This is a genomic window from Streptomyces sp. NPDC088254, from assembly GCF_044740925.1.
In the GTDB taxonomy this organism is placed as follows: Bacteria; Actinomycetota; Actinomycetes; order Streptomycetales; family Streptomycetaceae; genus Streptomyces.
Window position 1 is genome coordinate 260943 of the sequence record NZ_JBIURQ010000001.1, and the last position, 23806, is coordinate 284748.

22 protein-coding genes are annotated in these 23806 nt (G+C 73.9%); 15 read left to right on the forward strand and 7 right to left on the reverse strand.

The features are described from left to right. The first annotated feature begins 6 nt into the window (after window positions 1–6). From ACIOC0_RS01170 to ACIOC0_RS01215, 10 genes are all read left to right on the forward strand, one after another. Window positions 7–2607 (forward strand): amino acid adenylation domain-containing protein, encoded by a 2601-nt coding sequence (locus ACIOC0_RS01170; protein WP_402150776.1) that lies wholly within the window; start codon window positions 7–9, stop codon window positions 2605–2607. A 70-nt stretch (window positions 2608–2677) separates the two neighbouring features. After that, a complete protein-coding gene (locus ACIOC0_RS01175) occupies window positions 2678–3685 on the forward strand; it encodes a TauD/TfdA family dioxygenase (RefSeq protein ID WP_402150779.1) in 1008 nt (335 codons plus the stop codon). Beyond that, entirely contained in the window at window positions 3682–4737 is a 1056-nt protein-coding gene (sbnB, locus tag ACIOC0_RS01180) for a 2,3-diaminopropionate biosynthesis protein SbnB (protein ID WP_130440052.1), read from the forward strand. Before ACIOC0_RS01175 ends, sbnB begins: the two co-directional genes overlap by 4 nt. A gap of 44 nt (window positions 4738–4781) precedes the next feature. After that, a complete protein-coding gene (gene sbnA / locus ACIOC0_RS01185) occupies window positions 4782–5921 on the forward strand; it encodes a 2,3-diaminopropionate biosynthesis protein SbnA (RefSeq protein WP_402150782.1) in 1140 nt (379 codons plus the stop codon). Between the two features lie 43 nt (window positions 5922–5964). Continuing rightward, a complete protein-coding gene (locus ACIOC0_RS01190; RefSeq protein WP_402150785.1) occupies window positions 5965–6549 on the forward strand; it encodes a sigma-70 family RNA polymerase sigma factor in 585 nt (194 codons plus the stop codon). Further along, window positions 6546–6926: a zf-HC2 domain-containing protein gene (locus ACIOC0_RS01195; RefSeq protein WP_402150788.1), complete on the forward strand. Its 381-nt coding sequence runs from the start codon at window positions 6546–6548 to the stop codon at window positions 6924–6926. Before ACIOC0_RS01190 ends, ACIOC0_RS01195 begins: the two co-directional genes overlap by 4 nt. Before the next feature lie 154 nt (window positions 6927–7080). Then, window positions 7081–7524: a hypothetical protein gene (locus ACIOC0_RS01200; RefSeq protein ID WP_402150791.1), complete on the forward strand. Its 444-nt coding sequence runs from the start codon at window positions 7081–7083 to the stop codon at window positions 7522–7524. 208 nt (window positions 7525–7732) lie between these two features. After that, window positions 7733–8284: a hypothetical protein gene (locus ACIOC0_RS01205; RefSeq protein WP_402150794.1), complete on the forward strand. Its 552-nt coding sequence runs from the start codon at window positions 7733–7735 to the stop codon at window positions 8282–8284. After that, window positions 8281–10287, forward strand: a complete 2007-nt coding sequence (locus ACIOC0_RS01210) for a copper resistance CopC/CopD family protein (RefSeq protein WP_402150797.1) — start codon at window positions 8281–8283, stop codon at window positions 10285–10287. The genes ACIOC0_RS01205 and ACIOC0_RS01210 overlap by 4 nt, the downstream gene beginning before the upstream one ends. 246 nt (window positions 10288–10533) lie before the next feature. Next, window positions 10534–11487 (forward strand): Rieske 2Fe-2S domain-containing protein, encoded by a 954-nt coding sequence (locus tag ACIOC0_RS01215; protein WP_402150800.1) that lies wholly within the window; start codon window positions 10534–10536, stop codon window positions 11485–11487. A gap of 25 nt (window positions 11488–11512) precedes the next feature. Here the strand turns inward: ACIOC0_RS01215 and ACIOC0_RS01220 are convergent, their stop codons facing one another. The 4 genes from ACIOC0_RS01220 to ACIOC0_RS01235 all read right to left on the reverse strand — a co-directional run bounded on the left by ACIOC0_RS01220 (window position 11513) and on the right by ACIOC0_RS01235 (window position 15563). Beyond that, window positions 11513–11887, reverse strand: coding sequence for a hypothetical protein (locus ACIOC0_RS01220; RefSeq protein WP_402150802.1), 375 nt, complete (start codon window positions 11885–11887; stop codon window positions 11513–11515). Continuing rightward, entirely contained in the window at window positions 11884–13596 is a 1713-nt protein-coding gene (ctaD, locus tag ACIOC0_RS01225) for a cytochrome c oxidase subunit I (RefSeq protein ID WP_402150804.1), read from the reverse strand. Before ctaD ends, ACIOC0_RS01220 begins: the two co-directional genes overlap by 4 nt. A 171-nt stretch (window positions 13597–13767) precedes the next feature. Next, a complete protein-coding gene (locus ACIOC0_RS01230; protein WP_402150807.1) occupies window positions 13768–14409 on the reverse strand; it encodes a hypothetical protein in 642 nt (213 codons plus the stop codon). A 59-nt stretch (window positions 14410–14468) separates the two neighbouring features. Next, window positions 14469–15563, reverse strand: a complete 1095-nt coding sequence (locus ACIOC0_RS01235) for a glutamate--cysteine ligase (protein ID WP_402150810.1) — start codon at window positions 15561–15563, stop codon at window positions 14469–14471. A gap of 621 nt (window positions 15564–16184) precedes the next feature. Between ACIOC0_RS01235 and ACIOC0_RS01240 the strand changes: the two genes are divergently transcribed. The 3 genes from ACIOC0_RS01240 to ACIOC0_RS01250 all read left to right on the forward strand — a co-directional run bounded on the left by ACIOC0_RS01240 (window position 16185) and on the right by ACIOC0_RS01250 (window position 19474). Continuing rightward, entirely contained in the window at window positions 16185–16508 is a 324-nt protein-coding gene (locus ACIOC0_RS01240; RefSeq protein WP_402150813.1) for a hypothetical protein, read from the forward strand. Window positions 16509–16704: 196 nt separating this feature from the next. Continuing rightward, window positions 16705–18819, forward strand: coding sequence for a SpoIIE family protein phosphatase (locus ACIOC0_RS01245; RefSeq protein WP_402150816.1), 2115 nt, complete (start codon window positions 16705–16707; stop codon window positions 18817–18819). Window positions 18820–18883: 64 nt separating this feature from the next. Then, the gene (locus tag ACIOC0_RS01250; RefSeq protein WP_402150819.1) at window positions 18884–19474 is read left to right on the forward strand and encodes a TetR/AcrR family transcriptional regulator; all 591 of its coding nucleotides are present in this window, start codon (window positions 18884–18886) and stop codon (window positions 19472–19474) included. A 37-nt stretch (window positions 19475–19511) separates the two neighbouring features. Here ACIOC0_RS01250 and ACIOC0_RS01255 read toward each other — a convergent pair whose 3' ends face one another. Together ACIOC0_RS01255 and ACIOC0_RS01260 are read right to left on the reverse strand one after the other, a co-directional pair. Then, complete coding sequence (locus ACIOC0_RS01255; RefSeq protein ID WP_402150822.1) at window positions 19512–19886, reverse strand: GNAT family N-acetyltransferase; 375 nt, start codon at window positions 19884–19886, stop codon at window positions 19512–19514. A 5-nt stretch (window positions 19887–19891) separates the two neighbouring features. After that, on the reverse strand, window positions 19892–20122 hold the full coding sequence (locus ACIOC0_RS01260; RefSeq protein WP_402150824.1) for a hypothetical protein: 231 nt from the start codon (window positions 20120–20122) through the stop codon (window positions 19892–19894). Window positions 20123–20222: 100 nt separating this feature from the next. Here ACIOC0_RS01260 and ACIOC0_RS01265 point away from each other — a divergent pair, with 100 nt between their 5' ends. Further along, the gene (locus tag ACIOC0_RS01265) at window positions 20223–21275 is read left to right on the forward strand and encodes an aldo/keto reductase (RefSeq protein WP_402150827.1); all 1053 of its coding nucleotides are present in this window, start codon (window positions 20223–20225) and stop codon (window positions 21273–21275) included. A 27-nt stretch (window positions 21276–21302) separates the two neighbouring features. Here ACIOC0_RS01265 and ACIOC0_RS01270 read toward each other — a convergent pair whose 3' ends face one another. Beyond that, entirely contained in the window at window positions 21303–21695 is a 393-nt protein-coding gene (locus ACIOC0_RS01270) for an ArsR/SmtB family transcription factor (protein ID WP_402150830.1), read from the reverse strand. A gap of 95 nt (window positions 21696–21790) precedes the next feature. On the opposite strand from ACIOC0_RS01270, the gene ACIOC0_RS01275 reads away from it, so the two are divergent. Continuing rightward, on the forward strand, window positions 21791–23785 hold the full coding sequence (locus ACIOC0_RS01275) for a heavy metal translocating P-type ATPase (protein ID WP_402150833.1): 1995 nt from the start codon (window positions 21791–21793) through the stop codon (window positions 23783–23785). The last annotated feature ends 21 nt before the right edge of the window (window positions 23786–23806 follow it).

A 23806-nucleotide genomic window follows, 5' to 3' on the forward strand; every position in this document is an offset into this window, starting at 1 on the left:
GTCCGCATGGCTACAACGACACCCACGCTCATCACCCAGGCCGGCCGGGAGCACTGGCAGAACGTCCTGGCCTCGGGCGGGGCCACCATCGTCCCCCGGTGGCGGACCCCCGGCGCCGGCCGCCCGGCCGCCCGCGGGACCGCCGTGCACGAGACCCCGATCCCCGACGACCTGCTCACCGCGCTCCGGACGACCGGCCTGCCCGGCGACCCCCTCCTCGGCTCGGTGCTGCTGGCCGCCCACGCCAAGGTGCTCGCCGCCCTCTCCGGCGAGCGGGAGGTCACCACCGCTCACGTCGTCGCCGAGGGCGGCCGGCCGCTGCCCTGCCGGCTGACCGTCGACCCCGGCCCCTGGCGCGCGCTCGTGGAACACGCCCACCGCGCCACCGTCGCCCTGGTGATCCACCAGGACTTCCCCGTGGACGCGCTCCGAAGGGAACTCGGCCGCACCGGACCCTCGACCGAGGCCGTGTTCGACCCGACCGGCGCGGCGGGCGAACTGCCCGAGGACGCCGTGCTGCGCCTGGAACTCCCACGACACCACGGCCGCCCCCTGCTGCGCCTGCGCTACCGGACCGACGCGCTCGACGCCGGGAGCGCCGCCCGCATCACGGGCTACCACCTCACCGCGCTCCGGCTGATCGCCGCCGACCCGGACGCCTCGCACGACCGGCAGAGCCTGCTCTCGCCCGAGGAGCTCCGCTTCCAGCTCGACGGCCTCGCCGGTCCCCGCCGCGAGCTGCCCGACCGCCGCGTCCACGAACTGTTCGAGGAACGCGTCCGCGCCCACCCCGACGCGGTCGCCGTCGCCCGCGGCGACCGTCGCTGGACCTACCGCGAACTCGACGAGCGGGCCAACCGGCTGGGCCGCGCCCTGCTCGCGCGCGGCCTCCGCCCCGAGGACGTGGTCGCGGTGGTGACCGAACGCACCCTCGACTGGGCCGCGTGCGTCCTCGCCGTCTTCAAGGCGGGCGGCGCTTACCTGCCCGTCGAACCGCACTTCCCGGCCGACCGCATCGCCACCATGCTCTCCCGCGCCGACTGCCGCCTGGTGCTCACCGAGGAGGGTGCCGCCGCCGGCCTCGACCGGGCCCTGGACGTCCTGCCCGCCGTCCGGGCGCTGCCCGTCAGCGAGGCGTACGCGGAGGACCACCCCGCCGGCGACCTCGGCGTGCCCGTCGCCGCCGGACAACTCGCCTACCTCTTCTTCACCTCCGGCTCCACCGGCGAACCGAAGGGCGCCATGTGCGAGCACGCCGGCCTGCTCAACCACCTCCACGCCAAGATCGACGACCTCGGCATCGGCGAGAACGACGTGGTCGCCCAGACCGCGCCCCAGTGCTTCGACATCTCCCTGTGGCAGCTGCTGGCCGGGCTCCTGGCCGGCGGAAGCACCCTGCTGGTGGAACAGGAGGCGATCCTCGACGTCCCCCGGTTCGTCGACACCGTCGAGCGCGGCCGCGTCGGCGTGCTCCAGGTCGTCCCCTCGTACCTCGACGCCGTCCTCGCCTACCTGGAACGCCACCCGCGGACCCTGCCCGCCCTGCGCCGCGTGTCGGTCACCGGCGAGGCCCTGAAGAAAGAGCAGGCCCAGCGCTGGTTCGCGGCTCAGCCCCGGATCCCGCTGGTCAACGCCTACGGGCTCACCGAGACCTCCGACGACACCAACCACGAGGTGATGGACCGGCCGCCCGACGGCGACCGCGTCCCGCTCGGCCGCCCCGTCAACAACGTTCGCGTGTACGTCGTCGACGAGCACCTGGCGCCGGTGCCGCTGGGCGCGCCCGGCGAGATCGTCTTCTCCGGGGTGTGCGTCGGACGCGGCTACGTCAACGACCCCGAGCGCACCCGGCTCGCCTTCACCGCCGACCCGCACCGCCCCGGCGAACGGCTCTACCGCAGCGGCGACCACGGCCGCTGGCTGCCCGACGGGAAGCTCGACTTCCTCGGCCGCCGGGACAACCAGGTCAAGATCCGCGGCTTCCGCATCGAGATCGGCGAGGTCGAGAACGCCCTCCTGCGGGTACCCGGGGTGCGCGACGGAGCGGTGGTGGCCGCCGACGGCACCGGAAGAGGCGGACGCCTGGCGGCCTTCTACGCCGGCCCGGACCCGCTGGACGACGCCGCCCTGCGCGCCCGGCTCGGCGAGTCGCTGCCCGCCTACATGGTCCCCTCCGAGTTCCACTGGCGGCACGAACTGCCCCTGACCGCCAACGGCAAGACCGACCGCAAGGCGCTCACGGCGCTCGCCGCCCGGCTCGGCGCCGACGAACCCGCCACCGGGGCGCCCACCACCGCGTCCGGCGCCGACGGCCCGGACCGGGACGCCCCCCGCACCCCGACCGAGCGGCGCCTGGCCGCCGCATGGGCCCAGGTGCTGGACATGCCCGAGCACCGCGTCCGCCGCCACGACCACTTCTTCGACCAGGGCGGCACCTCCCTCGCCGCCGTCCGGCTCGCGATCGCACTCGACCGCGCGGTGGACCTCACCGACCTCACCCGCCACCCGGTCCTCGCCGACCTGGCCCGCACGGTCGACGAACGGCAGACCACGCCGGCACCCGCTTCCCCCGATCCGCGCCGCCCGGACCGTACGACCACGACATAGACCGCACGGCGCGGACCACACGGCCCGGACGCCACCGTCCGAGCCCCACCGCCTCCGGAAGGAGACCGAGATGCCGTCCTCGATCCCCCTGTCGCCGCCCGGCGTCGACCTGCGGCCCGGCAGACCTCCCGTCCTGCGCGCCGACCTCACCGGCGACGCGGCGAGCTGGGCCGCCGAGCACCGGGGCGCGCTGCGCGCCGTCGTCACCGAGCACGGCGCGGTCCTCGTCCGCGGCCTCGCGGTCGGCGACCCGGACACGGCCGGGGCCGTCCTGCGCGAGCTGGCCGGCGGCCCGCCCATGACCGAGAAGGAGGCCTTCGCGGCCCGGCGGACCTACCCCGGCGGCGTCTACTCCTCCGCCAAGTGGCCGCCCAGCCAGCCCATGTGCATGCACCATGAACTCAGCTACACCCTGGAGTTCCCCGGGCTGATGCTGTTCGCCTGCATCGAGGCTCCCGCCGCCGGCGGAGCCACCGCCCTCGCCGACGCGCCGACCGTCCTCGGCGCGCTGCCCACCGACCTCGTCGAACGCTTCCTGCGGCAGGGCTGGCTCCTCACCCGCACCTACAACGAGGACATCGGCGCCTCCCTCGCCGACTCCTTCGGCACCGAGGACCGTGCCGCGATCGAGGCCTACTGCCGCGCCTCGGCCATCGCCTTCGAGTGGCAGCCCGACGGCGGACTGCGCACCCGGCAGCGCCGCAGCGCCGTCGTACGCCACCCGGTCACCGGCCGGCGCTGCTGGTTCAACCAGATCGCCTTCCTCAACGAGTGGACCCTCGCCCCCGAGATCCGTGAGTACCTGGTGGACGTCTACGGCGCTGACGGGCTTCCGTTCAACACCCGCTACGGGGACGGCACCCCCCTGGAGGAGGACACCGTCCGCCTGCTCAACGAGGTGTACGAGGCGCACACCGTGCGCGAGCCGTGGCAGTCCGGCGACGTCCTGCTCGTCGACAACGTCCGCACCGCCCACAGCCGGGAGCCCTACGAGGGGCCGCGCGAGGTGCTCGTCGCGATGGCGGACCCCGTCCGGCTGGCCGACTGCTCGCCCACCGTGGAGGTGACCCCCGTATGACGACGGCCCCCCGCGACGACGCGACCCCGGCCGCCGTGCCGCCCTTCGCGGTCGTCCCCGGCGCACAGGTCCGCGACGCCCTGCGCGGGCGGGAGAAGCAGATCGTGGAGCTCGTCGAGGCCGTCTACCGGCTCCACGACGCCGGCGACACGGTGAACCCGCCGTCGAACTTCCTGCGCTTCCCCGACCGCCCCACCTCGCGGATCATCGCGCTGCCCGCCTCGATCGGCGGCCGGACACCGGTGGACGGAATCAAATGGATCTCCAGCTTCCCGCAGAACGTGACGGCCGGAGTGCCGAGGGCGTCGGCGGTGCTCATCCTCAACGACCACGACACCGGCTACCCCTTCGCCTGCATGGAGGCCTCCATCGTGAGCGCCACCCGCACGGCGGCGTCCGCGGCGCTGGCCGCGGACCGGCTCAGCGCCGGCCGGCCCCGCCCGGCCCACGTCGGGTTCATCGGCTGCGGCCTCATCGCCCGCTACGTCCACACCTTCCTCACCGGCACCGGCTGGTCCTTCGACGCCATCGGCGTCCACGACCTGTCCGCCGACAGCGCGAACGGGTTCCGCGGCTACCTGGAGAGGTCCGGCGCCCCGGGCGACATCGTCGTGCACGACAGCCCCGAGGCGCTGATCCGCGCGAGCGACCTGGTGGTCTTCGCCACCGTCGCCGCCCGGCCGCACATCCACGCGCCCTCGTGGTTCGCCCACCACCCGCTCGTACTGCACCTGTCCCTGCGCGACCTCGCCCCCGAGGTCGTCCTCGCCTCCGCCAACCTCGTCGACGACGTCGACCACTGCCTGACCGCGCAGACCTCCGTCCACCTCGCCGAACAGCTGACCGGCCGACGCGACTTCGTCACCGGGACCCTGGCGGACGTGCTGGCCGGACGCCTCACGCCCCCGACGGACCGGACGACGGTGTTCTCGCCCTTCGGCCTCGGAGTGCTCGACCTCGCGGTCGGCAAGTACGTCCACGACGAGGTGGCCGCCTCCCGGGAGCTGCACATAGTCGACGACTTCTTCCACGAACTGAACAGGTACGGATGAACACCATCCGGCCCCCGGCCGACCTTCAACCCGCGGAGGCCATCGTGTCAGTCATATCGGACCCCTACACCTTCAACGAGGAGGACCTCTACGTCGATCTCCGATCGGTGCTGGGAGGCGAACTCTTCCTGAAGTGCGAGGGCTTCAACTTCGCCGGGTCGATCAAGCTGAAACCCGCCACGGAGATGGTGGAGTCCGCCGAACGCCAGGGAGCCCTGACATCGCGGTCCGTCCTGCTCGAGTCCTCCTCCGGGAACATGGGCGTCGCCCTCAGCATGATCGCCGCGAGCAAGGGCTACCCGTTCCTGTGCGTCACCGACTCCCGCTGCAACCTGTCCACACGGCTCCTGATGGAAGCCCTCGGCGCGCACGTCCACGTCATCACCGAGCCGAGCGCCCACGGCGGCTTCCTGCGCGCGCGCATCGACTACGTCCGCACGCTCTGCGCCTCGGACGACCGCTACCTGTGGCTCAGTCAGTACACCAACCCGGGCAACTGGCAGGCCCACTACCACCAGACCGCCCCCGCCATCGCCCGCTCGTTCCCCCGGCTGGACGTGCTGTTCATCGGCGCCGGCACCACCGGCACCCTGATGGGCTGCGCCCGCTGGTTCCGCCAATGGCACCGCCCCGTCCGCATCGTCGCCGTGGACAGCGTCGGCTCGGTGACCTTCGGCGGCGAGGCCGGCCGCCGGATGCTCCCCGGTCTCGGCATGAGCGTCCGCCCCCCGCTCCTCGACGAGGGGTACGTCGACGAGGCCGTCCACGTCGAGGAGGCGGACACCATCCGCGCCTGCCGCCGACTGGCCCGGCGCGGCTTCCTCTTCGGCGGCTCCACCGGCACCGTGGTCAGCGGCGCGATGCGCTGGCTGGCCCGGCACGGCACACCCGGCCTCACCGCCGTCGCCATCGCCCCCGACCTCGGGGAGCGCTACCTCGAAACCGTCTACCAGGCCAACTGGGTGCAGGCCCTGTACGGCGACGAGGTCCTCGGCCCCGTCGAGTCCGACGCCGCCGGCTCCCTCGCCGCCCGCACCGCGCCCCCCGTCGCCTCCCCCGACCTGTGGACCGGCCGCCCCCTCCAGGACGACGACGCCTGGACCGGTTCCCGGACGGCGGACTCCACGCCCCTGCGAGATGCGGTCGACGACCGTGCCTCGGAGACTGTGAAGAGGGACACATGAACCCGGCGGCGAGGCCGGGGCAGGCGCGCAGGCGGGAGAGGGTGTGGCGAAGCGACAAGCCTCCTGGGCCCAGCACATCGGCGCCTCCGAGACCGACCGGCTGCTGCTGTCCGTGGCCGAGGGCAGCCAGGACGCCTTCACCCGTCTGTACGACGCGGTCGCCGGCCCGATCTACGGAATCGCCTGCCAGGTCCTGCGGGACCCGGCCCGCGCCGAGGAGGTCGCCCAGGAGGTCATGCTCGAGGTGTGGCAGACAGCCCCCCGCTACCGGCCGGAGAGCGGGCACGCCATGACCTGGATGATGACCATCGCCCACCACCGCGCCGTCGACTGCGTCCGCACCGCGCGCCGTGCCGCCGAACGCGAACGCACCGTCTCCCAGCGGGAGTCGGTGCCCGCCTTCGACGACGTCGCGGAAGCCGTGGAGGCGCTCGGCGAACGCGAGGAGATCCGCAGCTGCCTGCGGCAGCTCACCGCCGAACTCCTTCAGCCGGTGCTGCTCGTCTACTACCGGGGCCTGACCCATGCGGAGGTCGCCTCAGTCCTGTCCCTGCCGCTGGGCACCGTCAAGAGCCGTCTGCGCAGGGCACTGACCCGTATGAGGCACTGCCTGGGAGCCCCACGATGACGAAGGACGACGCGCTCGACCTCACCGGCGCCTATGCCATGGACGCGCTGGACCAGGAGGAACGGGAGGCCTTCCGCCGCCACTGCGCCGAGTGCCCCGAGTGCGCCCGTGAGACGGTCCGTCACCAGGAGGCCGCGGCCTGGCTCGCCCTCGCGGCCTCCCGCCCCCCGCCGGAGTGCCTGAAGGTACGGGTCCTGGCGGAGGCGGCGCGTACCCCCCAGTTCCCCCCTTTGCCCCCGGCAGACGCCGCGACGCCGCCGGCCGGGGGAGGATCGGCAGGCGACGGGACGAGCGGCGGCGGGACGGCGGGGGGCGGGGCGAGCGCCGTCGCCGACGACGCCGGTGACTGCTACGTCGCCCGCGAACCCGTGGTCTGACCCCGTGGCGTTGCCGGTGTTGTCCATGTCACTCCCGCTCCCCAGGCGTTCGCGCTGCCCGCAGGGCCCGGACCGGTAACGTTCAGGCCGTCGGCACCAGCCGGCGGCCGAGAGCGGTCAGCGCTCACGAGCAGGTCGAGGAGTCGGGGCGTCGGTGGTGGTACGTCGCATGGCCGCAGCCGTGGTGCTGCTCGCCGCGGCCGTCCTGCTGCACCTCGGCACACCGCACCACTTCTTCGCCGCCCCGCTGAACCCGGTGGCGGCGACCGTCGTTCCCGGCGACGGGGAGAGCACGCCGCACGACGGCGCCTCCGGGCCCGAGAGGTCCGACGCCGGCCAAGTGCCCGTGGCCGCGGCGCTGCACGGCGGCGCCCTCGGCGCCCCGCACCACGAGGCCCAGTCCGACGCCCTCGTCCTGCCCACTCGCTCCGGACACCCCGACGGGACGTCCGCGCTCGCCGCCGACGTGAGCGCGGACGAGGCCCACGCGTCCTCCGCCGCGCTCGGTCCCGCGCACCCCCGTGCCGCGCGGGACGTCCGCGACCCGGGCGGCGGCCGAGCGCCCGCGCTGAGCGCCCTGCAGTCCTTCCGCCGCTGAGCCGTCGCATCCCCGCACCCCCCGTTGCGGGGCCCGTGCACCCCCGTTCGCCCGCCCCGTCGCTCGCGGTACCCCCTGCACGGCACCTGGGTGACATACCGGGGTCACATACCGGGGTGAACGCCGCATCCCGTTCATCCGTACCCCCTGCAAAAGCCGCCCCCTGCCCGCCCCCACGGGCAGGACCCCACCTGATACGGAGAGGCACGTGCCACGACAGCCGCAGCGAGGACGCACCGGCAGGATCCCCCACCCCGCCCGCTCGATACGCGGCGCAGCCCTCGCCCTGAGCCTGGCTCTGCTGCCCCTGGCCACGGCGTGCAGCGGCGCCGACGGCGGCACGGACAGGAACGCGGCCGGCGACGGCGATCCCGCGAAGATCTCCGCCGCCCCCGCGGCCGACGTCGTGGCGCCCGCGAAGGTCGAGGTGATCGCCGGCCTCACCGGCTGCACACCCGAGATCCGCATCGAGGCGGACGAACTGCGCCAGGGCGTCTGCCACACCCCCGAGGTCGACTACCTCATCACCACCTTCCCCGAGGACCGGTTCACCGAGGCCTGGCTGGACTCCGCGGCCGTCTACGGCGGCACCTACCTCGTCGGCACCCGGTGGATCGTCAGCGCGAAGGAGCCCGAGATGCTGGAACGGTTCCGCACCAAGCTCGGCGGAACGATCCGCCGAATGGGCGGAATCGGCTCGTCCACGGCCCCCACCACCGCACCCACCACGGCCCCGACCACCGCTCCGAGCGCGTCATGACGGCCGCCCTCGCCGCCCCGGCAACGCGCCGGTCGTCCCGCTCCCGGCTGACCGCCCTCCTGCTCCTGGCGGGCGCCGTGCTCGCCGTCCTGGCCGGCGGCGCGAGCCCGGCCGCCGCCCACTCCACGCTCGTGCGCGCCGTCCCGGCCGACTCCTCGGTGATCAAGACCGCGCCCGACCGGATCACCCTCACCTTCTCCGAGACCGTCGGCCTCTCCGCGGGCTCGCTGCGCGTGCTGTCCCCGGAGAGCCTGCGCGTGGACGAAGGGCCCGTGCGGCACGCGCCCGGCACCGCCGACACCGCCGAGGTGAGGCTGGCCGACAAGCTGCCCGAGGGCACCTACACCGTGGGCTGGCGGGTCGTCTCCGCCGACGGCCACCCGATCTCCGGCGCCTTCACCTTCTCGCTCGGCCGGCCCTCCTTCTCCACCGACGTGCCGGCCGCCGACTCCCCGGACGGCATCGCCGCCTCCCGCCTCTACGACGCCGTGCGCTACGTCGCCTACGGCGGCCTGGCTCTGCTGATCGGCGTCACCCTGTTCGTGGCGGCGTGCTGGCCGGCCGGCGCCGGCCTGCGTCCGCTGCGCCGGCTGCTGACGGCCGGCTGGGCGACGCTGACCGCCGCCACCGCCCTGCTGTTGCTGCTGCGCGGCCCGTACGAGTCCGGCGGCAGCCTCGCCTCCGTCTTCGACCCGTCGCTCCTCGAAGGGACGATCACCGGCAGGACGGGGCTGGCGCTCGGCGGCCGGCTGGTCCTGCTCGCCGCGGCCGGCGTCGCGCTGAGGAAGTACGGCGCCCGGCTCGGCGACGCGCCGGGCGCCGGCGTCCGCACCGCGGGCGCACTGACCGCCGTCGCCCTCGCCCTGACCTGGGCGGCCGCCGAGCACGCGTCCGCCGGTATCCAGGTCTCGCTGGCGATCCCGGTCTCCGTGCTGCATCTGCTGGCCATGGCGGTGTGGCTGGGCGGCCTGGCCGCGCTGGCGGTCGCCCTGTACCGGGCGCCCGCCGGCTCCGAGGTCCCGGCGCCGGCGGTGGCCCGCTTCTCGCGGCTGGCGTTCGCCTCGGTCGTCGTCCTGGTCGTGACCGGCCTCTACCAGTCCTGGCGTCAGGTCGGCTCGCTGGACGCCCTGAGCACCACCGACTACGGCCGGCTCCTCACCCTGAAGGCCAGCGCCGTGGTCCTGGTGCTGACGGTGGCCTCCTTCTCCCGCCAGCTGACCGCCCGGCTCCTCCAGCTGCAACCGGCGTGGACAGCACACGATTCGGCACCAGAGGTCGTCCCCGAAGCGGCCCTCGAGGCGGTCCCGGAGACGGCCCGCCGGCGAGTGGCGGAAACCGTCCCGGCCGGCCCGCCGCCCGCCGACGTGCCCTCCGATGCCGCCACCCCCGCCTCCGTGGAGGCCGAAACCGAAGCCGCCGTCCCCGTCGAAGCCGACGCCGGTGCCGTAGCCGACACCGAGCAGACGCCGGCGGCCCCCGCCGACCCGGCCCCCGAGCCCGCGAGCCACCGCCGCTCCCTGCGCCGCTCGGTCGCCTTCGAAGCCGTCCTGGGCGTCCTGGTCCTGGCGATCACCACGCTGCTCACCGGCACCGAGCCCAGCCGGGCCGCCGTCCGCAACGCCGCCATGGCCGCCGAGGCCCACGCGCCGACGGCGCGGATGGTGATGGTGCCCTTCGACACAGGGATCGCGAACGGCAGTGGCAAGGTGCAGATCACGTTCGCCCCCGCGCGCGTCGGCGACAACACCGTGGAGGCCCTGGTGTACGGGGCGGACGGCGGCATCCTGTCGGTCCCTGAGGTCCGGCTCACGCTCACTCACCGCGAGCAGCAGATCGGCCCGCTGGACGCCGAACTCGTCGACCGCGACGGCTACTGGGCCGCCGACAGGCTCCGCCTGGCCCTGCCCGGCGCCTGGACGATGGCTCTCACGGTCCGCCTCACCGACATCGACCAGGTCACCGTCCACCAGGACGTGACGGTCCGCCCGGCACCCGACCTCTGACCGCACGCGGGGCCGCCGGGGGGCCGCATGACGTCACGGCGGAGGGTGACTCGCGCACCATCAGCAGGGGGGCCGGGGGTGGCGGGGTGGGTGTGCCGAGGCGTGTGGCGGAGCCGTTCGAACGTCGCCGTTCCTCCACGATGACCCACGACATGACACGTGAACCGGCCTCGTCGCAGGTGTTCACCCCCGCTTCCTCCCCGTCCGCTCCGTTTGTCCGGGGTCGGGCGGGGAACCCGGCGGCGCATGAGCGCAACGCAGCGTCGCCTTCGGACCAAGCAGAACCGAGTGCTGGCCCTCCTGGACCGCCTGGAGCGTGAACCGAGGGCCGACCGGCTGATCGACACCCTCCAGTCGGGGATCCGCTCCCTGCCGCTCGGGCGCGGCCGGGACCTGCTGCACGGCAGGTGGCTCGGGCATCCGGTCCACCCGCTGCTGGTTCAGGTACCGGTGGGCAGCTGGATGTCCGCTGCGGTGCTCGACATGCGGCCGGGGCGCTCCCGTGAGGCCGGTCTCCTGGTGGGCGTCGGCCTCGCCGCGGCGGCTCCCGCGGCTCTGGCGGGAGCCGTGGACTGGGCTGAACTCCACCGAGAGCAGTCCCGCGTGGGACTAGTCCACGCCATGGCCAACTGGGCGGCCGTGGGCCTGTACGCGACCTCCCTCGTCTGCCGCGTCAAGGGCCGCACGGCGGCCGGCCGCGCATACGGCTTCCTGGGGCTGACGGCGGTCGGGGTCGGAGGCATGCTCGGCGGGCACCTCGCCTACCGCCAGGCCTCCGGCGCCAACCACGCCGAAGAAGTCCCGCACGTGATCCGGGACACCTGGCACCGCGTCGGCGCGGTCGCCGAGTTCCCTGCCGGCGAACCCGTACGGCGCGTCGTCGACGACGTGCCGATCCTGGTCGTCCGCGAGACCGGCGGAGAGATCCACGCCCTCGCCGAACGGTGCAGCCACCTCGCAGGACCGCTGTCCGAGGGCACGGTCGCCGACGGGTGCGTCCAGTGCCCCTGGCACGGCAGCGTCTTCCGCCTCTCCGACGGCTGGAACGTCCGCGGCCCCGCCACCGCGCCCCAGCCCGCCTTCGACACCCGCATCACCGACGGCCACGTGGAGGTGCGCCTCAGGCGCGACGGCCTGCGCGAGGCGAACGGCAAGTGGAGCGGGAAGGAGACGTCGGGCACCCAGGGGCGCACCGGCTGACCGCGGCCCCGGGTCGCGTACTGCGTCAGCGGTTGAGCAGGCCGGCCAGCACGCCGATCCCGGCCGCGCAGGCGAGCGTCGCGGACGCGAACGCCATGTGACGCCGGAGCAGTTCGCGCCGCAGGGCGGCGTAGCGGGCCTCGTACTCCTGGCGCAGTTCGGCGGCCCGGTCGACCGTCGTCCGCAGCATCCGGCGGGTCAGGCCGACGCGCTGACGGACGTAGTGCCGGCTGACGTCCTCGGCCTGGGCCGTCGTCAGCCAGGGCAGACGGTCGCACAGTTCCTCCGCCTCGCGGCGTGCCTCGTCGTGGTGGGCGCGCGCGAGGAGGTACCCCTCGACCGTGTTGGCCAGCGCACCGCCGGCGACCTCGCCCGAGGTCCGCCGCCCACCGCGCCTCACTTCGGTTCGCCCCGGTGGCTCTCCGCGTCCAGCGCGTCGCGTCGGCCGCCGTGCTCCAGGTACTCCGCCTCCGCCAGGTCGGGGTGGTGCAGGTCGAACGCGGGGGACTCGGAGCGGATGCGCGGCAGGGTGACGAAGTTGTGGCGGGGCGGCGGACACGAGGTCGCCCACTCCAGGGAGCGGCCGTACCCCCACGGGTCGTCGACCTCGACCCGCCGGCCCCGCTGCGCGGTCCACCACACGTTGTAGAGGAACGGCAGCGTGGACAGACCCAGCAGGAACGAGCCGATGGAGGAGACGGTGTTGAGCGCGGTGAAGCCGTCGGCGGCGAGGTAGTCGGCGTAGCGGCGGGGCATGCCCTCCGCGCCCAGCCAGTGCTGGACGAGGAAGGTGGTATGGAAGCCCACGAACAGCGTCCAGAAGTGGACCTTCTCCATCCGGTGGTCGAGCATCGTGCCGGTCATCTTCGGCCACCAGAAGCTGAACCCGCCGAACATCGCGAAGACGATCGTGCCGAACAGCACGTAGTGGAAGTGCGCGACGACGAAGTAGCTGTCGGTGACGTGGAAGTCCATGGGCGGCGAGGCGAGCAGAACACCCGTCAGGCCACCGAAGAGGAACGTCACGAGGAAGCCGCACGCCCACAGCATCGGCGGTTCGAAGGAGATCGAGCCCTTCCACATCGTGCCGATCCAGTTGAAGAACTTCACCCCCGTCGGCACGGCGATCAGGAAGCTCATGAAGGAGAAGAAGGGCAGCAACACCGCCTGGGTGGCGAACATATGGTGCGCCCACACGGTCACGGAGAGACCGGTGATGGCGATGGTCGCGCCGACCAGCCCCATGTAGCCGAAGATCGGCTTGCGGGAGAACACCGGGAGGATCTCGGTGACCACGCCGAAGAACGGCAGGGCGAGGATGTAGACCTCGGGGTGGCCGAAGAACCAGAACAGGTGCTGCCACAGCACCGCCCCGCCGTTCTCCGGGGCGAAGACCTGCGCCCCGAACTTGCGGTCCGCCTCCAGGACCAACAGGGCGGCCGCCAGGACCGGGAAGGCGAGCAGTACCAGCACCGAGGTGAGCAGCACGTTCCAGGTGAAGATCGGCATCCGGAACATGGTCATGCCGGGGCCGCGCATGCAGATGATGGTGGTGACGAAGTTGACCGCGCCGAGGATCGTGCCGAACCCTGCCAACGCAAGACCCATGATCCACAGGTCGGCGCCCAGCTGGGTGGTGCGCTCGCCGCCGCTGAGCGGCGTGTACGCGGTCCAGCCGAAGTCGGCGGCGCCGTCGGGAACCATGATGCTGCTGACGACGGTCAGGCCGCCGAAGAGGAACAGCCAGTACGACAACATGTTCAGCCGGGGGAACGCCACGTCCGGGGAGCCGATCTGCAGCGGCATGATCGCGTTGGCGAACCCCGCGAAGGTCGGGGTCGCGAACAGCAGCAGCATGACCGTGCCGTGCATCGTGAACGCCTGGTTGTACTGCTCCTGGGACAGGATCTGGATGCCCGGCCGGGCGAGTTCCGCCCGGATCGCCATCGCCAGCAGCCCGCCGACGAGGAAGAAGCCGAACGAGGTGATCAGGTAGAGGTGGCCGATCTTCTTGTGGTCGGTGGTGCTCAGCCAGGAGACGATCACCTGTCCCCGGCCGCGGCGTTCCGCCGCCGGCACCGGAGCGACGGGCTCGGTATAGGTCGCCATGGTTCCCCTCGGTGGGTACGCCGTGGTGGGCGGCGCGTGGGAGCGGTGGGCCGCGCGTGACCAGCCCAGCGGAAACTAGCCTCGGCGCGGTGCGGCCGTCTCCCGCAGACCGCGGTTCCTGCGCCGAACGGCCGGGTGATCCACTCATCCGGGTGAGCTCACCCGGCGCCCTCAAGCCTCCACCGTCGTCGTGATGCGGGTGACCGCCGGCGTGCGCGGCGCCGATCCGAATCCGAAGCGGACGGGCGGGTCCACGGGGGCCGCCGGGCCCATGTCGCGGCCCTCGAAGGACGCCGACACACCGCGGACGGGGCGTAGGTCCCGCGCGCCGTACCAGGCACGACGGCCCGACGCGCCCCGGCCGCGCGTGCGCACCCCGGGCAGCAGGACGCGGGCGACCGTGTCCGTGAGCGCGCTCCACGCCGGACGGCCGGCGAGGCCGCCGGGCACCGCCCGCAGCAGGCACCCCAGGAGCCCCCGCCGCCCGGTGACGAGACGCAGCTCCAGCGGCCCGGCGGACACCGTCCATGTGTCGCCGACGACGCGTACGTCGACGGGGGTGACCTCGACGGCGTCGAACGTGTACGCCGTACCGATGAAGTCGGCCGTCCGCCGGGTGGGCGCCAGCAGCAGGCGTCGTCCGTCGGGCCGTTCGAGCATCACGTCGCTGAAGGGGCCGAACGGCGACCGCTGCCAGTGCCCCAGCACGATCCGCGTCCCGGAGGACGTGCCGACGCCCGCGATCCAGCCGTCGAAGCGCAGGCGCGGCCGACGCCGGGGGGCAGCGGCCGGCCGGTGCACGACCCGACGCACCGATTCGCGGCCTCCGCTCACGAGGCCGTGCTCTCGACTCACGGGGCCGTGCTCTCGACTCACGGGGTCGTGCTCTCGACGGAGATCAGGTCGGTGACCGCCCGGAGGCCTCCGGCGGCGAGGGCCGTGCGCTGGCGGTCCGCTCCGGTGCCGTCCTGGAGGAGCCGGTGGATCAGGGCCGTCACCTCGCGCGTGTCGCCTGCCTCCTCCAAGGAGGGGCCGATGTGCCGCATCAGCTCGTACAGCACGTCACCGGCCCGGGCCCGGCCGCCCCCGGGATCGATCAAGGCGTCGCTCAGGCCGTGGCGGGCCGCGTGCCACATGGCGGCCTGGAGCAGCTCGGGGGCGCAGTCGGGGGCGGGCGCCCCGGCGGCGGCCTCGGCGAGCGCGGTCTCCGCCAGCGCGCGGACGATGCCGGCGAACATGACCGCATCGTCCGCGCGCAGCTGAACGTCCAGGCACCGCACCTCCACCGTGGGATACCGGTCCGACAGACGGGCCTGCCAGTACAACTGGCCCGTGTCCGAGATCAGACCGTTCTCCTGGAGGCGCCCCACCCGCCGGTCGTAGTCGGCCGCGTCGCGGAAGAACGGGGGGACGCCGCTCACCGGCCACCGGCTGAAGATCACCGTTCGCCAGCTGGCGAACCCGGTGTCGTGGCCGTCCCACAGCGGGGAGTTCGCCGACATCGCCGTCAGCGTCGGCAGCCACACCCGCATCCGGTTCAGCACCTGCACGCCCGCCTCCCGGCTGGGCACGGCCACATGCACATGCATGCCGTTGACCAGTTGCTCCGCCACCAGTTGGGGCGCCTGGACGGCCATGGCGCGGTAGCGGGCGTGGTCGGTGACGGCCACCGGCCTGCCGTGGCGCAGCGGCGGCGTCCCGCAGGCCGCGATCCGGCAGCCGTGCGCCTCGGCGGCGGCCCCGAGCGCGTGCCGCAGCCGCAGCAGATGCCCGCCGACCTCCTCCAGGTCGCCGCAGACCGGCGTGGCCACCTCGACCTGCGCCTGGAGCAGCTCGCTCTGCACTTCCCGGTCGGCCGTGAGCGACCCCAGCCCCGCGGCGACGCGCACCTTGTCCGCGTGGGGCACCGGCAGTCCCGTGACCGGGTCGAGCAGCAGGTACTCCTCTTCCACACCGATCGTCGTCATCGGCCGCCTCTGTTTCCGACCCTCTAGGGGTGCACGCCCAGGGGTGCCCCGAGTGCCGCGCTCGCATCCCCGGCAAACCAAGGCCGTGAGGTCGAGCTGTGGGCGCACCCGGGCGGGGGTCCGTCAGGAGCCCTCAGTTTCGATTGTCGTATGGGTGCGAACCGGAACAAAACAGTCATTTACTTGCCAAGTGCATTTATCACTGACACGTACGGGGAGGCGTGGCCTGATGAGTGGCACAGTGCAGGGCGACACGACGAGAATGCGGCAGACCGGTGAGACGGCCGGAGCGGAGGCCTCGGCCACGGCCGGCCAGGCCAAGCAGGCCGCCGGTCAGGTCGCGGACACAGCCGTGGACCAGGCCAAGTCCGCGGCGGGGGAGGCGTGGCAGCAGGTCGGCACCGCCGCGGGCGACCTGCGGAGCCGCACGCTGACGAGGTCCAGACGCAGCCCCGGCGGGCCGCCGGCGCGCTGCACGACTGAGCGGACGACCTCGCCGGACTGGCGGAGAACGCCCCGGGCGACTCGCCCGCCCGCAGTCTCACGACACATGCGGCGGACGGCGGACACCGGGCCGCCGACCGTCTGGAGAAGCAGGGAGTCCGAGGCGTCCTCTCCGACGTGCCGGCCTTCGCCCGCCGTCGTCCGGGGGCGTTCCTGGGCGGCGCCCTGCCGGCGGGGACGGCCGTCGGCCGTCTGACGAAGGTGGCGGCCAAGGCCGACATGTCCTCGGGCGCCGACACGTCGTCCGGGACGGGACGGCGCGAACTCGCCGCGGACACACGGCAGATGACGCTGAGCGACCCGGCCACGGCCGTCCCGGCGGCTTCCGCCACGGACGTCGCACAGACCGCCACACCGGCGGCGCCCGCCGTCCCGGAGTACCCGCCGTCCGTCGGCACGCCCTCCGGCGACGTGCCGGGCCGGCCCGCTGCGGGGGTGTGAACCATGAGGCCGACCCCGCAGAGCCGTCGGCGCCGGGCGTGCGCACCACGCGCCCGGCGCCGCTCGTCGAGGGCTCTCGCAGCGCGGGGTGCCGACCGCCGTGCGCAGGCGTAGCGTCCACATGTGGGTGAGGCCGGGAAGCACGTGGGCGGGAGAACGACGCCACGGCGAACGCCTCACGTGCTGGAGGTGCCGAGTGAGCGGCCCGGATGGCTTCGACGCCGCCCCCGCCGACGGGCTCGACGCCGCGTTGGCGGAGACGGTCCGCAGGACGGGCGCGTCCATCGGCGCGCTGTACCTGCTGGCGCCGGACGAGCAGGTGCTCTGCCTCGACGTGCTGTGCGGGGCGCCCGCGGACTTCGCCGCGCCGTGGACCAGGGTGTCGACGGCATCGCCCGCGCCGGTGGCCGACGCCGTCCGTGAGGGCCGCCTGGTGTGGATGGCCGACCAGGGGAAGCTGGCCCACTCCTACCCCCGTACGGCGGTGGCGCTGCCCTACCCCCTGTCGCTGGCCGCCGCCCCGGTCACCGGCGTCCGCACCTGGGGGTCGCTGCTGCTGATGTGGCCGGCCACCCGCCCGCCCCGGATGACCCGGCGGGAGGAGAACCACGTCCTCGCGAGCTGCCGCCGGCTGGCGCGGCTGCTGGAGGAAGCCCTCGACCACGGCAAACCGCCGGCCTGTACCGGGCCCCCGCGCGCCCTGCCCGCGGGGGCGGGGCTGCGGTCGGGCTCCGAGGCGGCCGCCGCCGACTTCGTGGAACGCCTGCCCGGCGGCAGTTGCGCCCTGGACCTGCAAGGGCACTTCACCTATCTGAGCGAGGGCGCCTGCGCACTGCTCGGCCGTGACGCCGGCCGGCTGCTGGGCACACTGCCATGGCAGAGCCTGCCATGGCTCGACGACCCGACCTACGAGGACCGCTACCGCGCCGCCGTGATCAGTCGCGCACCCGTCGCCTTCACCGCGTGCCGCCCGCCCGACCAATGGCTGGACTTCCACCTCTTCCCCGACGCCAGCGGCATCAGCGTCCGCATCGTCCCGGGCGGCGACCCCCCGCCGTCCTCGCCCGCCTCCCACCATCCCGCGCTGCCGACCGTGCCGGCCCGGGCCGGCCGTCTCTACCAGCTCACCCACCTGGCCGCCGCGCTGACCGAGGTCGTCGGCGTCCAGGACGTCGTCGACCTGGTCGCCGAGCAGATCATGCCCGCCTTCGGCGCCCAGGGCCTGGTCCTGTCGAGCGCCGAGGCCGGCCGGCTGCGGATCACCGGCTACCGGGGCTATCCCCCCGAGGTCATCGAACGGCTCCAGGGCCTGCCGCTGGGCACCTTGTTCACCCCCGCCGGCCGCGTCCTGAGCAGCGGCATCCCCGCGTTCTTCGCGAACCCCGAGGAGATGCGGCGCATCTACCCCGAGGCGCAGCAGGTCAGCGGCAAGAAGGCGTGGGCCTTCCTCCCCCTGATCGTCTCCGGCCGGCCCGTCGGCATCTGTGTCCTGTCCTACGACGAACCCCGCGAGTTCCCGTCCGAGGACCGCGCCGTCATGACCTCGCTCGCCGGGCTCATCGCCCAGGCCCTGGACCGGGCCCGCCTCTACGACGTCAAGCACGAGCTCGCCCACGGTCTCCAGCAGGCCCTGCTCCCGCACGACCTCCCCGCCGTCCCCGGACTGGACGTCGCCGCCCGCTACCTGCCCGCCACCCACGGCATGGACATCGGCGGGGACTTCTACGACCTGATCCGGCTCGGCGACACCGCCGTCGCCGCCGTCATCGGCGACGTCCAGGGCCACGACGTCGCCGCGGCGGCGTTGATGGGGCAGGTGCGCACGGCCGTCCACGCGCACTCGGTCGCCGGCGCCCCGGACGCGGTCCTGTCCGGCGTCAACCGCCTCCTCACAGACCTCGCCCCCGACCTGTTCACCAGTTGCCTCTACGCCCATCTCGACTTCGCCGCGGGCCGCGCCACGCTGGCCAGCGCCGGCCATCCGCCGCCGCTGGTGCGCCCGGCCGGCGGCGACGCCCGGCCCCTGGACGTCCCGCCCGGCCCGCTGCTGGGCATCGACCCCGACGCCGTCTTCCCCGTCACCGAGATGCCGCTCACCGCCGGGCTGATGCTCGTCCTCTACACCGACGGGCTCGTCGAACGGCCCGGCGTCGACCTGGACGACGCCATCGCCGACCTCGCCCGCCACCTCGCGCAGGCCCGCGAACAGGACATCGACCCGCTCGTCGACACACTGCTCGGCCAGGCCGGCGTCGGCGCCCAACGCCTCGACGACGTCGCGCTCCTGGCGCTGCGGCTGGTCGGCCGATGACGGTCGTCATAGTGGGGGTCGAGGTAGACTATGACGTCCGTTATATCCAGAGGGGGGCGGAGCCTTGGCCAAACCCAGTGCGCCGTCGCGCGAGCGCATCGTGGCGGGTGCCGCGGATCTGATCAGCAGGCGCGGCCTGAACGCCACGAGCATCCGTGACCTGGCCAAACACGCCGGAGCGCCGCTCGGCTCGACCTACCACTACTTCCCGCAGGGCAAGGGTCAACTGGCCACCGAGGCCGTGCGGTACGCGGGCGAGGCGGTCACCGGCGTCCTGCGCCGGGGACTGGACGCGGGCCCGGTCGCGGGACTGCGGGCGTTCCTGGCCCTGTGGCGCGGCATCGTCGTCGACAGCGGCTTCCGCGCGGGCTGTCCGGTGCTGGCCGTCTCCGTCGAGGAACCGCAGGCCGACGAGGTCCCGCCGGCCCTCCTCGCCGCAGCCGAGGCGTTCCAGGACTGGGAGCGGCTGCTCGCCGACTCGCTGCGCGGACAGGGGGTGGACGCCGACCGGGCCGAGGGCCTCGCGGCCCTCGTGGTGGCGTCCGTCGAGGGCGCGACCGCGATGTGCCGCGCCAAGCGCGACGCGCACCCCTTGGACCAGGTCGCACAGCAGCTCGAAACGCTGATCGAGGCGGCGCTCGCTCCCGCGGCATGAGACGGGCGGGTGGTGGCGTGAAGCGCGTGGGGCGGCGTCAGCCGTCCGGCGGCGCGGGCAGGTCGAGGACCATGTCGAGCGCACGCGTCCCGTCGGCCGCGGTGAACGCGCCCACGGTCCGAAAGCCCTGCTTCTCGTAGAAGCGGACGGCGCGCGCGTTGTCGGCGAGGACGCCGCCCCACAGGACGATCCGCGTCCTGCCGAACCGCCGGGCGACGTCCGCGACGAGCGGGAAGACCAGGGTGCCCACGCCCCTGCCCTGGTGGTCGTCGGCCAGGGTCGGTCCGAGACGGCAGTCCGCCGCCGTCAGGGCGATACCGGCCTCGCGGTGACGGGCGATGTCCGACGGGTGCAGATCGAGGGCCGGTTCCAGCAGGCCGACGATCCTGCCGGACCCCGCTTCCTCCAGCACGAGCCTCAGCTGTCGTAGCGCGCTGTGGCATCGCACAACTCCCGCGCGAACGCGAGATCGTACCCGTCGAACGTACTGAACCGCCGTGACTCGGGGGACAGTTCCCGCAGGAACTCCGCGAGCCCTTCCGCGTCGGCGTGCGTGAGCGGCCGGAAGACGACCTCCGTGCCGTCGCCCAGGCCCACCCGCCGGGTGAGGAGCGCGGGCTCCGCGGCGACCTCCGCCGATGTGAGCATCCTGCCTCCTTCGCTCCGGTCTCAACGCCCTTGCGTTGGAGTGCGCTCCAACTCCTAGAGTGACGATCCCAGTTGGCCCTACCCGACACGGAGAAGCGGCATGCGCTATCGAGTCCTCGGCACCACCGGCATCGAGGTCAGCACCCATTGCCTCGGCACCATGATGTTCGGCGCCGTCGGCAACCCCGACCACGAGGACAGCGCGCGCATCGTCCACGCCGCCCTCGACGCCGGCGTCAACTTCGTGGACACCGCCGACATGTACTCGGCCGGGGAGTGCGAGGAGATCGTCGGCAAGGCGCTCAAGGGCCGGCGCGACGACGTCGTGCTCGCCACGAAGGTGCACTTCCCGATGGGGGAGGGCCGCAACCGCGGCGGAAACTCACGCCGTTGGATCCTCAAGGCCGTCGAGGACAGTCTGCGCCGCCTGGACACCGACTGGATCGACCTCTACCAGGTGCACCGCCCCGACCACACCACCGACATCGAGGAGACCCTGTCCGTCCTCAGCGATCTGGTGCGAGCGGGCAAGATCCGCGCGTTCGGCTGCTCCACGTTCCCCGCCGAGGACCTCGTCGAGGCACATCACGTGGCGGAGCGGCGGGGGCTGATGCGACTGCGCACCGAGCAGCCGCCGTACTCGATCCTCGCGCGCGGCGTCGAGCGGTCGGTGCTGCCCACTGCGCGCCGCCTGGGCATGGGCGTGCTGACCTGGGCGCCGCTCGCCTCGGGCTTCCTGTCCGGCGCCTACCGTGAGGGCCGCCCCGTCGACCTCACCGCCGGCCGCGCCAAGCTCACCCCGCACCGCTTCGACCCCGCCGTCCCCGGCAACGCCGAGAAGCTCGCGGCCGCCGAGCGACTCGCCCTGCTGGCGGAGGACTTGGGCCGCACCCTGCCGGAACTGGCGGTGGCCTTCCCGCTGGTGCACCCGGCCGTCACCTCGGTGATCATCGGCCCGCGCACGATGGACCAGCTGACCTCGCTGCTGAAGGGGGCCGATCTGCTGCTCGACGACGAGACGCTCGACCGGATCGACGAGATCGTGGCGCCCGGCACGGATCTGTACCGCGCCGACGGCGTCTGGCAGCCCCGCCCGCTCACCGAGCCCGCGCTGCGCAGGCGCCCGGCGGGAGAGCGGGCGGCCGCGGACTGAGCCCGGCCGGGGAAGGGGCCGGCCCCGTCAGCCCAGGGGGTCCGGGGCGTCGGCGGAGCCCGGGGCCGGCATGTCGCGGATCCCCATGCGCAGGTGCTCCACGTGGTACAGCGCCTGGTCGAGCAGTTCGGCGACGTGCCGGTCGTAGAGGGCGTAGATGATGGACCGCCCCCGGCGTTCCCCCGTCACCAGGCCGAGGTTGCGCAGCAGGCGCAGCTGGTGGGAGCAGGCGGACGGCTCCATGTCGACGGCGGCGGCCAGGTCCCCGACCGAGCAGGGGCCCTCCTGGAGCCGGGCGAGGATGTGCAGCCGTGACGGGGTCGCCAGGGCCTGGAGGGTGGCGGCGACGTCCGCGGTGCCGACGGCGTCGAGACGCTCGCGGGTGGTCGCGGTGCTGGTGGTGACGCTTCCATGGCCCATGGGGGACAGCATACCGACGACATATGAAGACCTGTTCATATGTTCCTGTATGGTGTGGGGGTCCCTGCCGCCGTGCCCCCGAGGGGTCGATCGTCATGCCTTCCGCCCTGGACCAGCGCCCCGCCCCGGGCCTGACCGGCCCGCGCCCGAGCCCCGCGCCGCCCGGCCGGCGCACTCGCCTGCTGTCGCTGCCCGAGGCCCGTTGGGCACTGGCCGCGCTCGCCCTGTTCCTCCCCGCCCTCGCGCTGCACCTGCTCGGCGCGCCCGCGTGGACGTGGGGACCGCTGTTCGCCGCCGTCTACGTCACCGGAGGCTGGGAGCCGGCCCTGGAGGGGCTGAGGGCCGCGCGGGAGAGGACCCTGGACGTCGATCTGCTGATGGTCGTCGCGGCGCTGGGCGCGGCGGCCATCGGCCAGGTGCTGGACGGCGCGCTGCTGATCGTCATCTTCGCCGCGTCCGGCGCCCTCGAAGCCGTCGCCACCGCCCGCACCGCCGACTCCGTGCGCGGCCTGCTCGACCTCGGGCCCGACACCGCGACCCGGCTCACCGACGGCGGCGAGGAGACCGTCCCGGCCGACCGTCTCACCCCCGGCGACGTCATCCTCGTCCGGCCCGGCGAGCGGATCGGCGCCGACGGCCGCGTCGTGGCGGGCGCCGGCGAGGTCGACCAGGCCACCGTCACCGGCGAACCCCTGCCCGCCCCCAAGGAACCCGGCGACGAGGTCTTCGCCGGGACCGTCAACGGCACCGGCGCCCTGCGCGTCCGCGTCGAACGCGACCCGTCCGACTCCGTCCTCGCCCGCATCGTGAAGATGGTCGAGGAGGCCGCCGAGACCAAGGCGCCCACCCAGCTGTTCATCGAGAAGGTCGAACAGCGCTACAGCGTCGGCATGGTCGCCGCCACCGTCCTGATCTTCGTCGTTCCGCTGCTGCTCGGCAGCGATCTGCGGGACGCGCTCCTGCGGGCCATGACCTTCATGATCGTCGCCTCGCCCTGCGCCATCGTCCTCGCGACGATGCCGCCGCTCCTGTCGGCCATGGCCAACGCCGGCCGGCACGGGGTCCTCGTCAAGTCCGCCGTCGTCATGGAACGCCTCGGGCAGGTCGACGCGGTCGCCCTGGACAAGACCGGCACCCTCACCCAGGGCGCGCCCCGCGTGACCGAGGTACGCCCCCTGCCCGACGGGGGCACGGACCCGGACGAGCTGCTCCGGCTCGCCGCGGCGGCCGAGCATGCCAGCGAGCACCCGCTGGCCCGCGCCGTGACCGAGGCCGCGCGCAGTCGCCGGCTGACCCTGCCCGAGGCGACCGGGTTCCGCTCGGTGCCCGGCGCCGGCGTCACCGCCGTCGTCGACGGCCGCGCCGTGAGCGTCGGCAGCCCCGCCCGGCTCCTGCCCGACGGGCACCCCGCGCATGTCGCGGCCGGGCGACTGGAGGAAGAGGGCCGCACGGCCGTCCTGGTCACCGTCGACGGCACGCCCGCCGGCCTGCTCGGCGTGGCCGACCGGCTGCGGACCGACGCCGGCCGGGCCACCCGCGGCCTCACCGCCCTGACCGGCCGCCCGCCCGTCCTGCTCACCGGCGACAACCCGCGCGCGGCTCGTCGCCTCGCCGAGGAGGTCGGCATCACCGACGTGCGGGCCGGGCTGCTGCCCGAGGACAAGGTCGCCGCCGTGCGCGAGCTGGAGGGCGACGGCCGCCGGGTCCTGGTGGTGGGCGACGGCGTCAACGACGCGCCCGCGCTGGCCGCCGCGCACACCGGCGTCGCGATGGGCCGCACCGGCTCCGACCTCGCGCTGGACGCGGCCGACGCCGTCGTCGTCCGCGACGAACTCGCCGCCGTCCCCGCCGTGATCGCGCTCTCCCGGCGCGCACGCCGCCTGGTCGCGCAGAACCTGGCGATCGCGGGCACGTTCATCGCCGCCCTGGTCCTGTGGGACCTGCTCGGCACCCTCCCCCTGCCGCTCGGCGTCGCCGGGCACGAGGGCTCCACCGTCCTCGTCGGCCTCAACGGCCTGCGCCTGCTGACGGAGGGGGCCTGGCAACGGGCGCGCGGAGCGAGCGAGGCGGCCCCACCGGCTGACGGGTGAGGGACCTCGCCGGTCAGCCGG

Excerpts from the sequence above, each read along its gene's own strand:
- ACIOC0_RS01210 (WP_402150797.1), top strand. The coding sequence starts at position 8,281 with ATGACGGCCGCCCTCGCCGCCCCGGCAACGCGCCGGTCGTCCCGCTCC.
- ACIOC0_RS01265 (WP_402150827.1), top strand. The coding sequence starts at position 20,223 with ATGCGCTATCGAGTCCTCGGCACCACCGGCATCGAGGTCAGCACCCAT.
- ACIOC0_RS01170 (WP_402150776.1), top strand. The coding sequence starts at position 7 with ATGGCTACAACGACACCCACGCTCATCACCCAGGCCGGCCGGGAGCAC.
- ACIOC0_RS01215 (WP_402150800.1), top strand. The coding sequence starts at position 10,534 with ATGAGCGCAACGCAGCGTCGCCTTCGGACCAAGCAGAACCGAGTGCTG.
- ACIOC0_RS01195 (WP_402150788.1), top strand. The coding sequence starts at position 6,546 with ATGACGAAGGACGACGCGCTCGACCTCACCGGCGCCTATGCCATGGAC.
- ACIOC0_RS01175 (WP_402150779.1), top strand. The coding sequence starts at position 2,678 with ATGCCGTCCTCGATCCCCCTGTCGCCGCCCGGCGTCGACCTGCGGCCC.
- ctaD (WP_402150804.1), bottom strand. The coding sequence starts at position 13,596 with ATGGCGACCTATACCGAGCCCGTCGCTCCGGTGCCGGCGGCGGAACGC.
- ACIOC0_RS01260 (WP_402150824.1), bottom strand. The coding sequence starts at position 20,122 with ATGCTCACATCGGCGGAGGTCGCCGCGGAGCCCGCGCTCCTCACCCGG.
- sbnB (WP_130440052.1), top strand. The coding sequence starts at position 3,682 with ATGACGACGGCCCCCCGCGACGACGCGACCCCGGCCGCCGTGCCGCCC.
- ACIOC0_RS01270 (WP_402150830.1), bottom strand. The coding sequence starts at position 21,695 with ATGGGCCATGGAAGCGTCACCACCAGCACCGCGACCACCCGCGAGCGT.
- ACIOC0_RS01275 (WP_402150833.1), top strand. The coding sequence starts at position 21,791 with ATGCCTTCCGCCCTGGACCAGCGCCCCGCCCCGGGCCTGACCGGCCCG.
- ACIOC0_RS01235 (WP_402150810.1), bottom strand. The coding sequence starts at position 15,563 with ATGACGACGATCGGTGTGGAAGAGGAGTACCTGCTGCTCGACCCGGTC.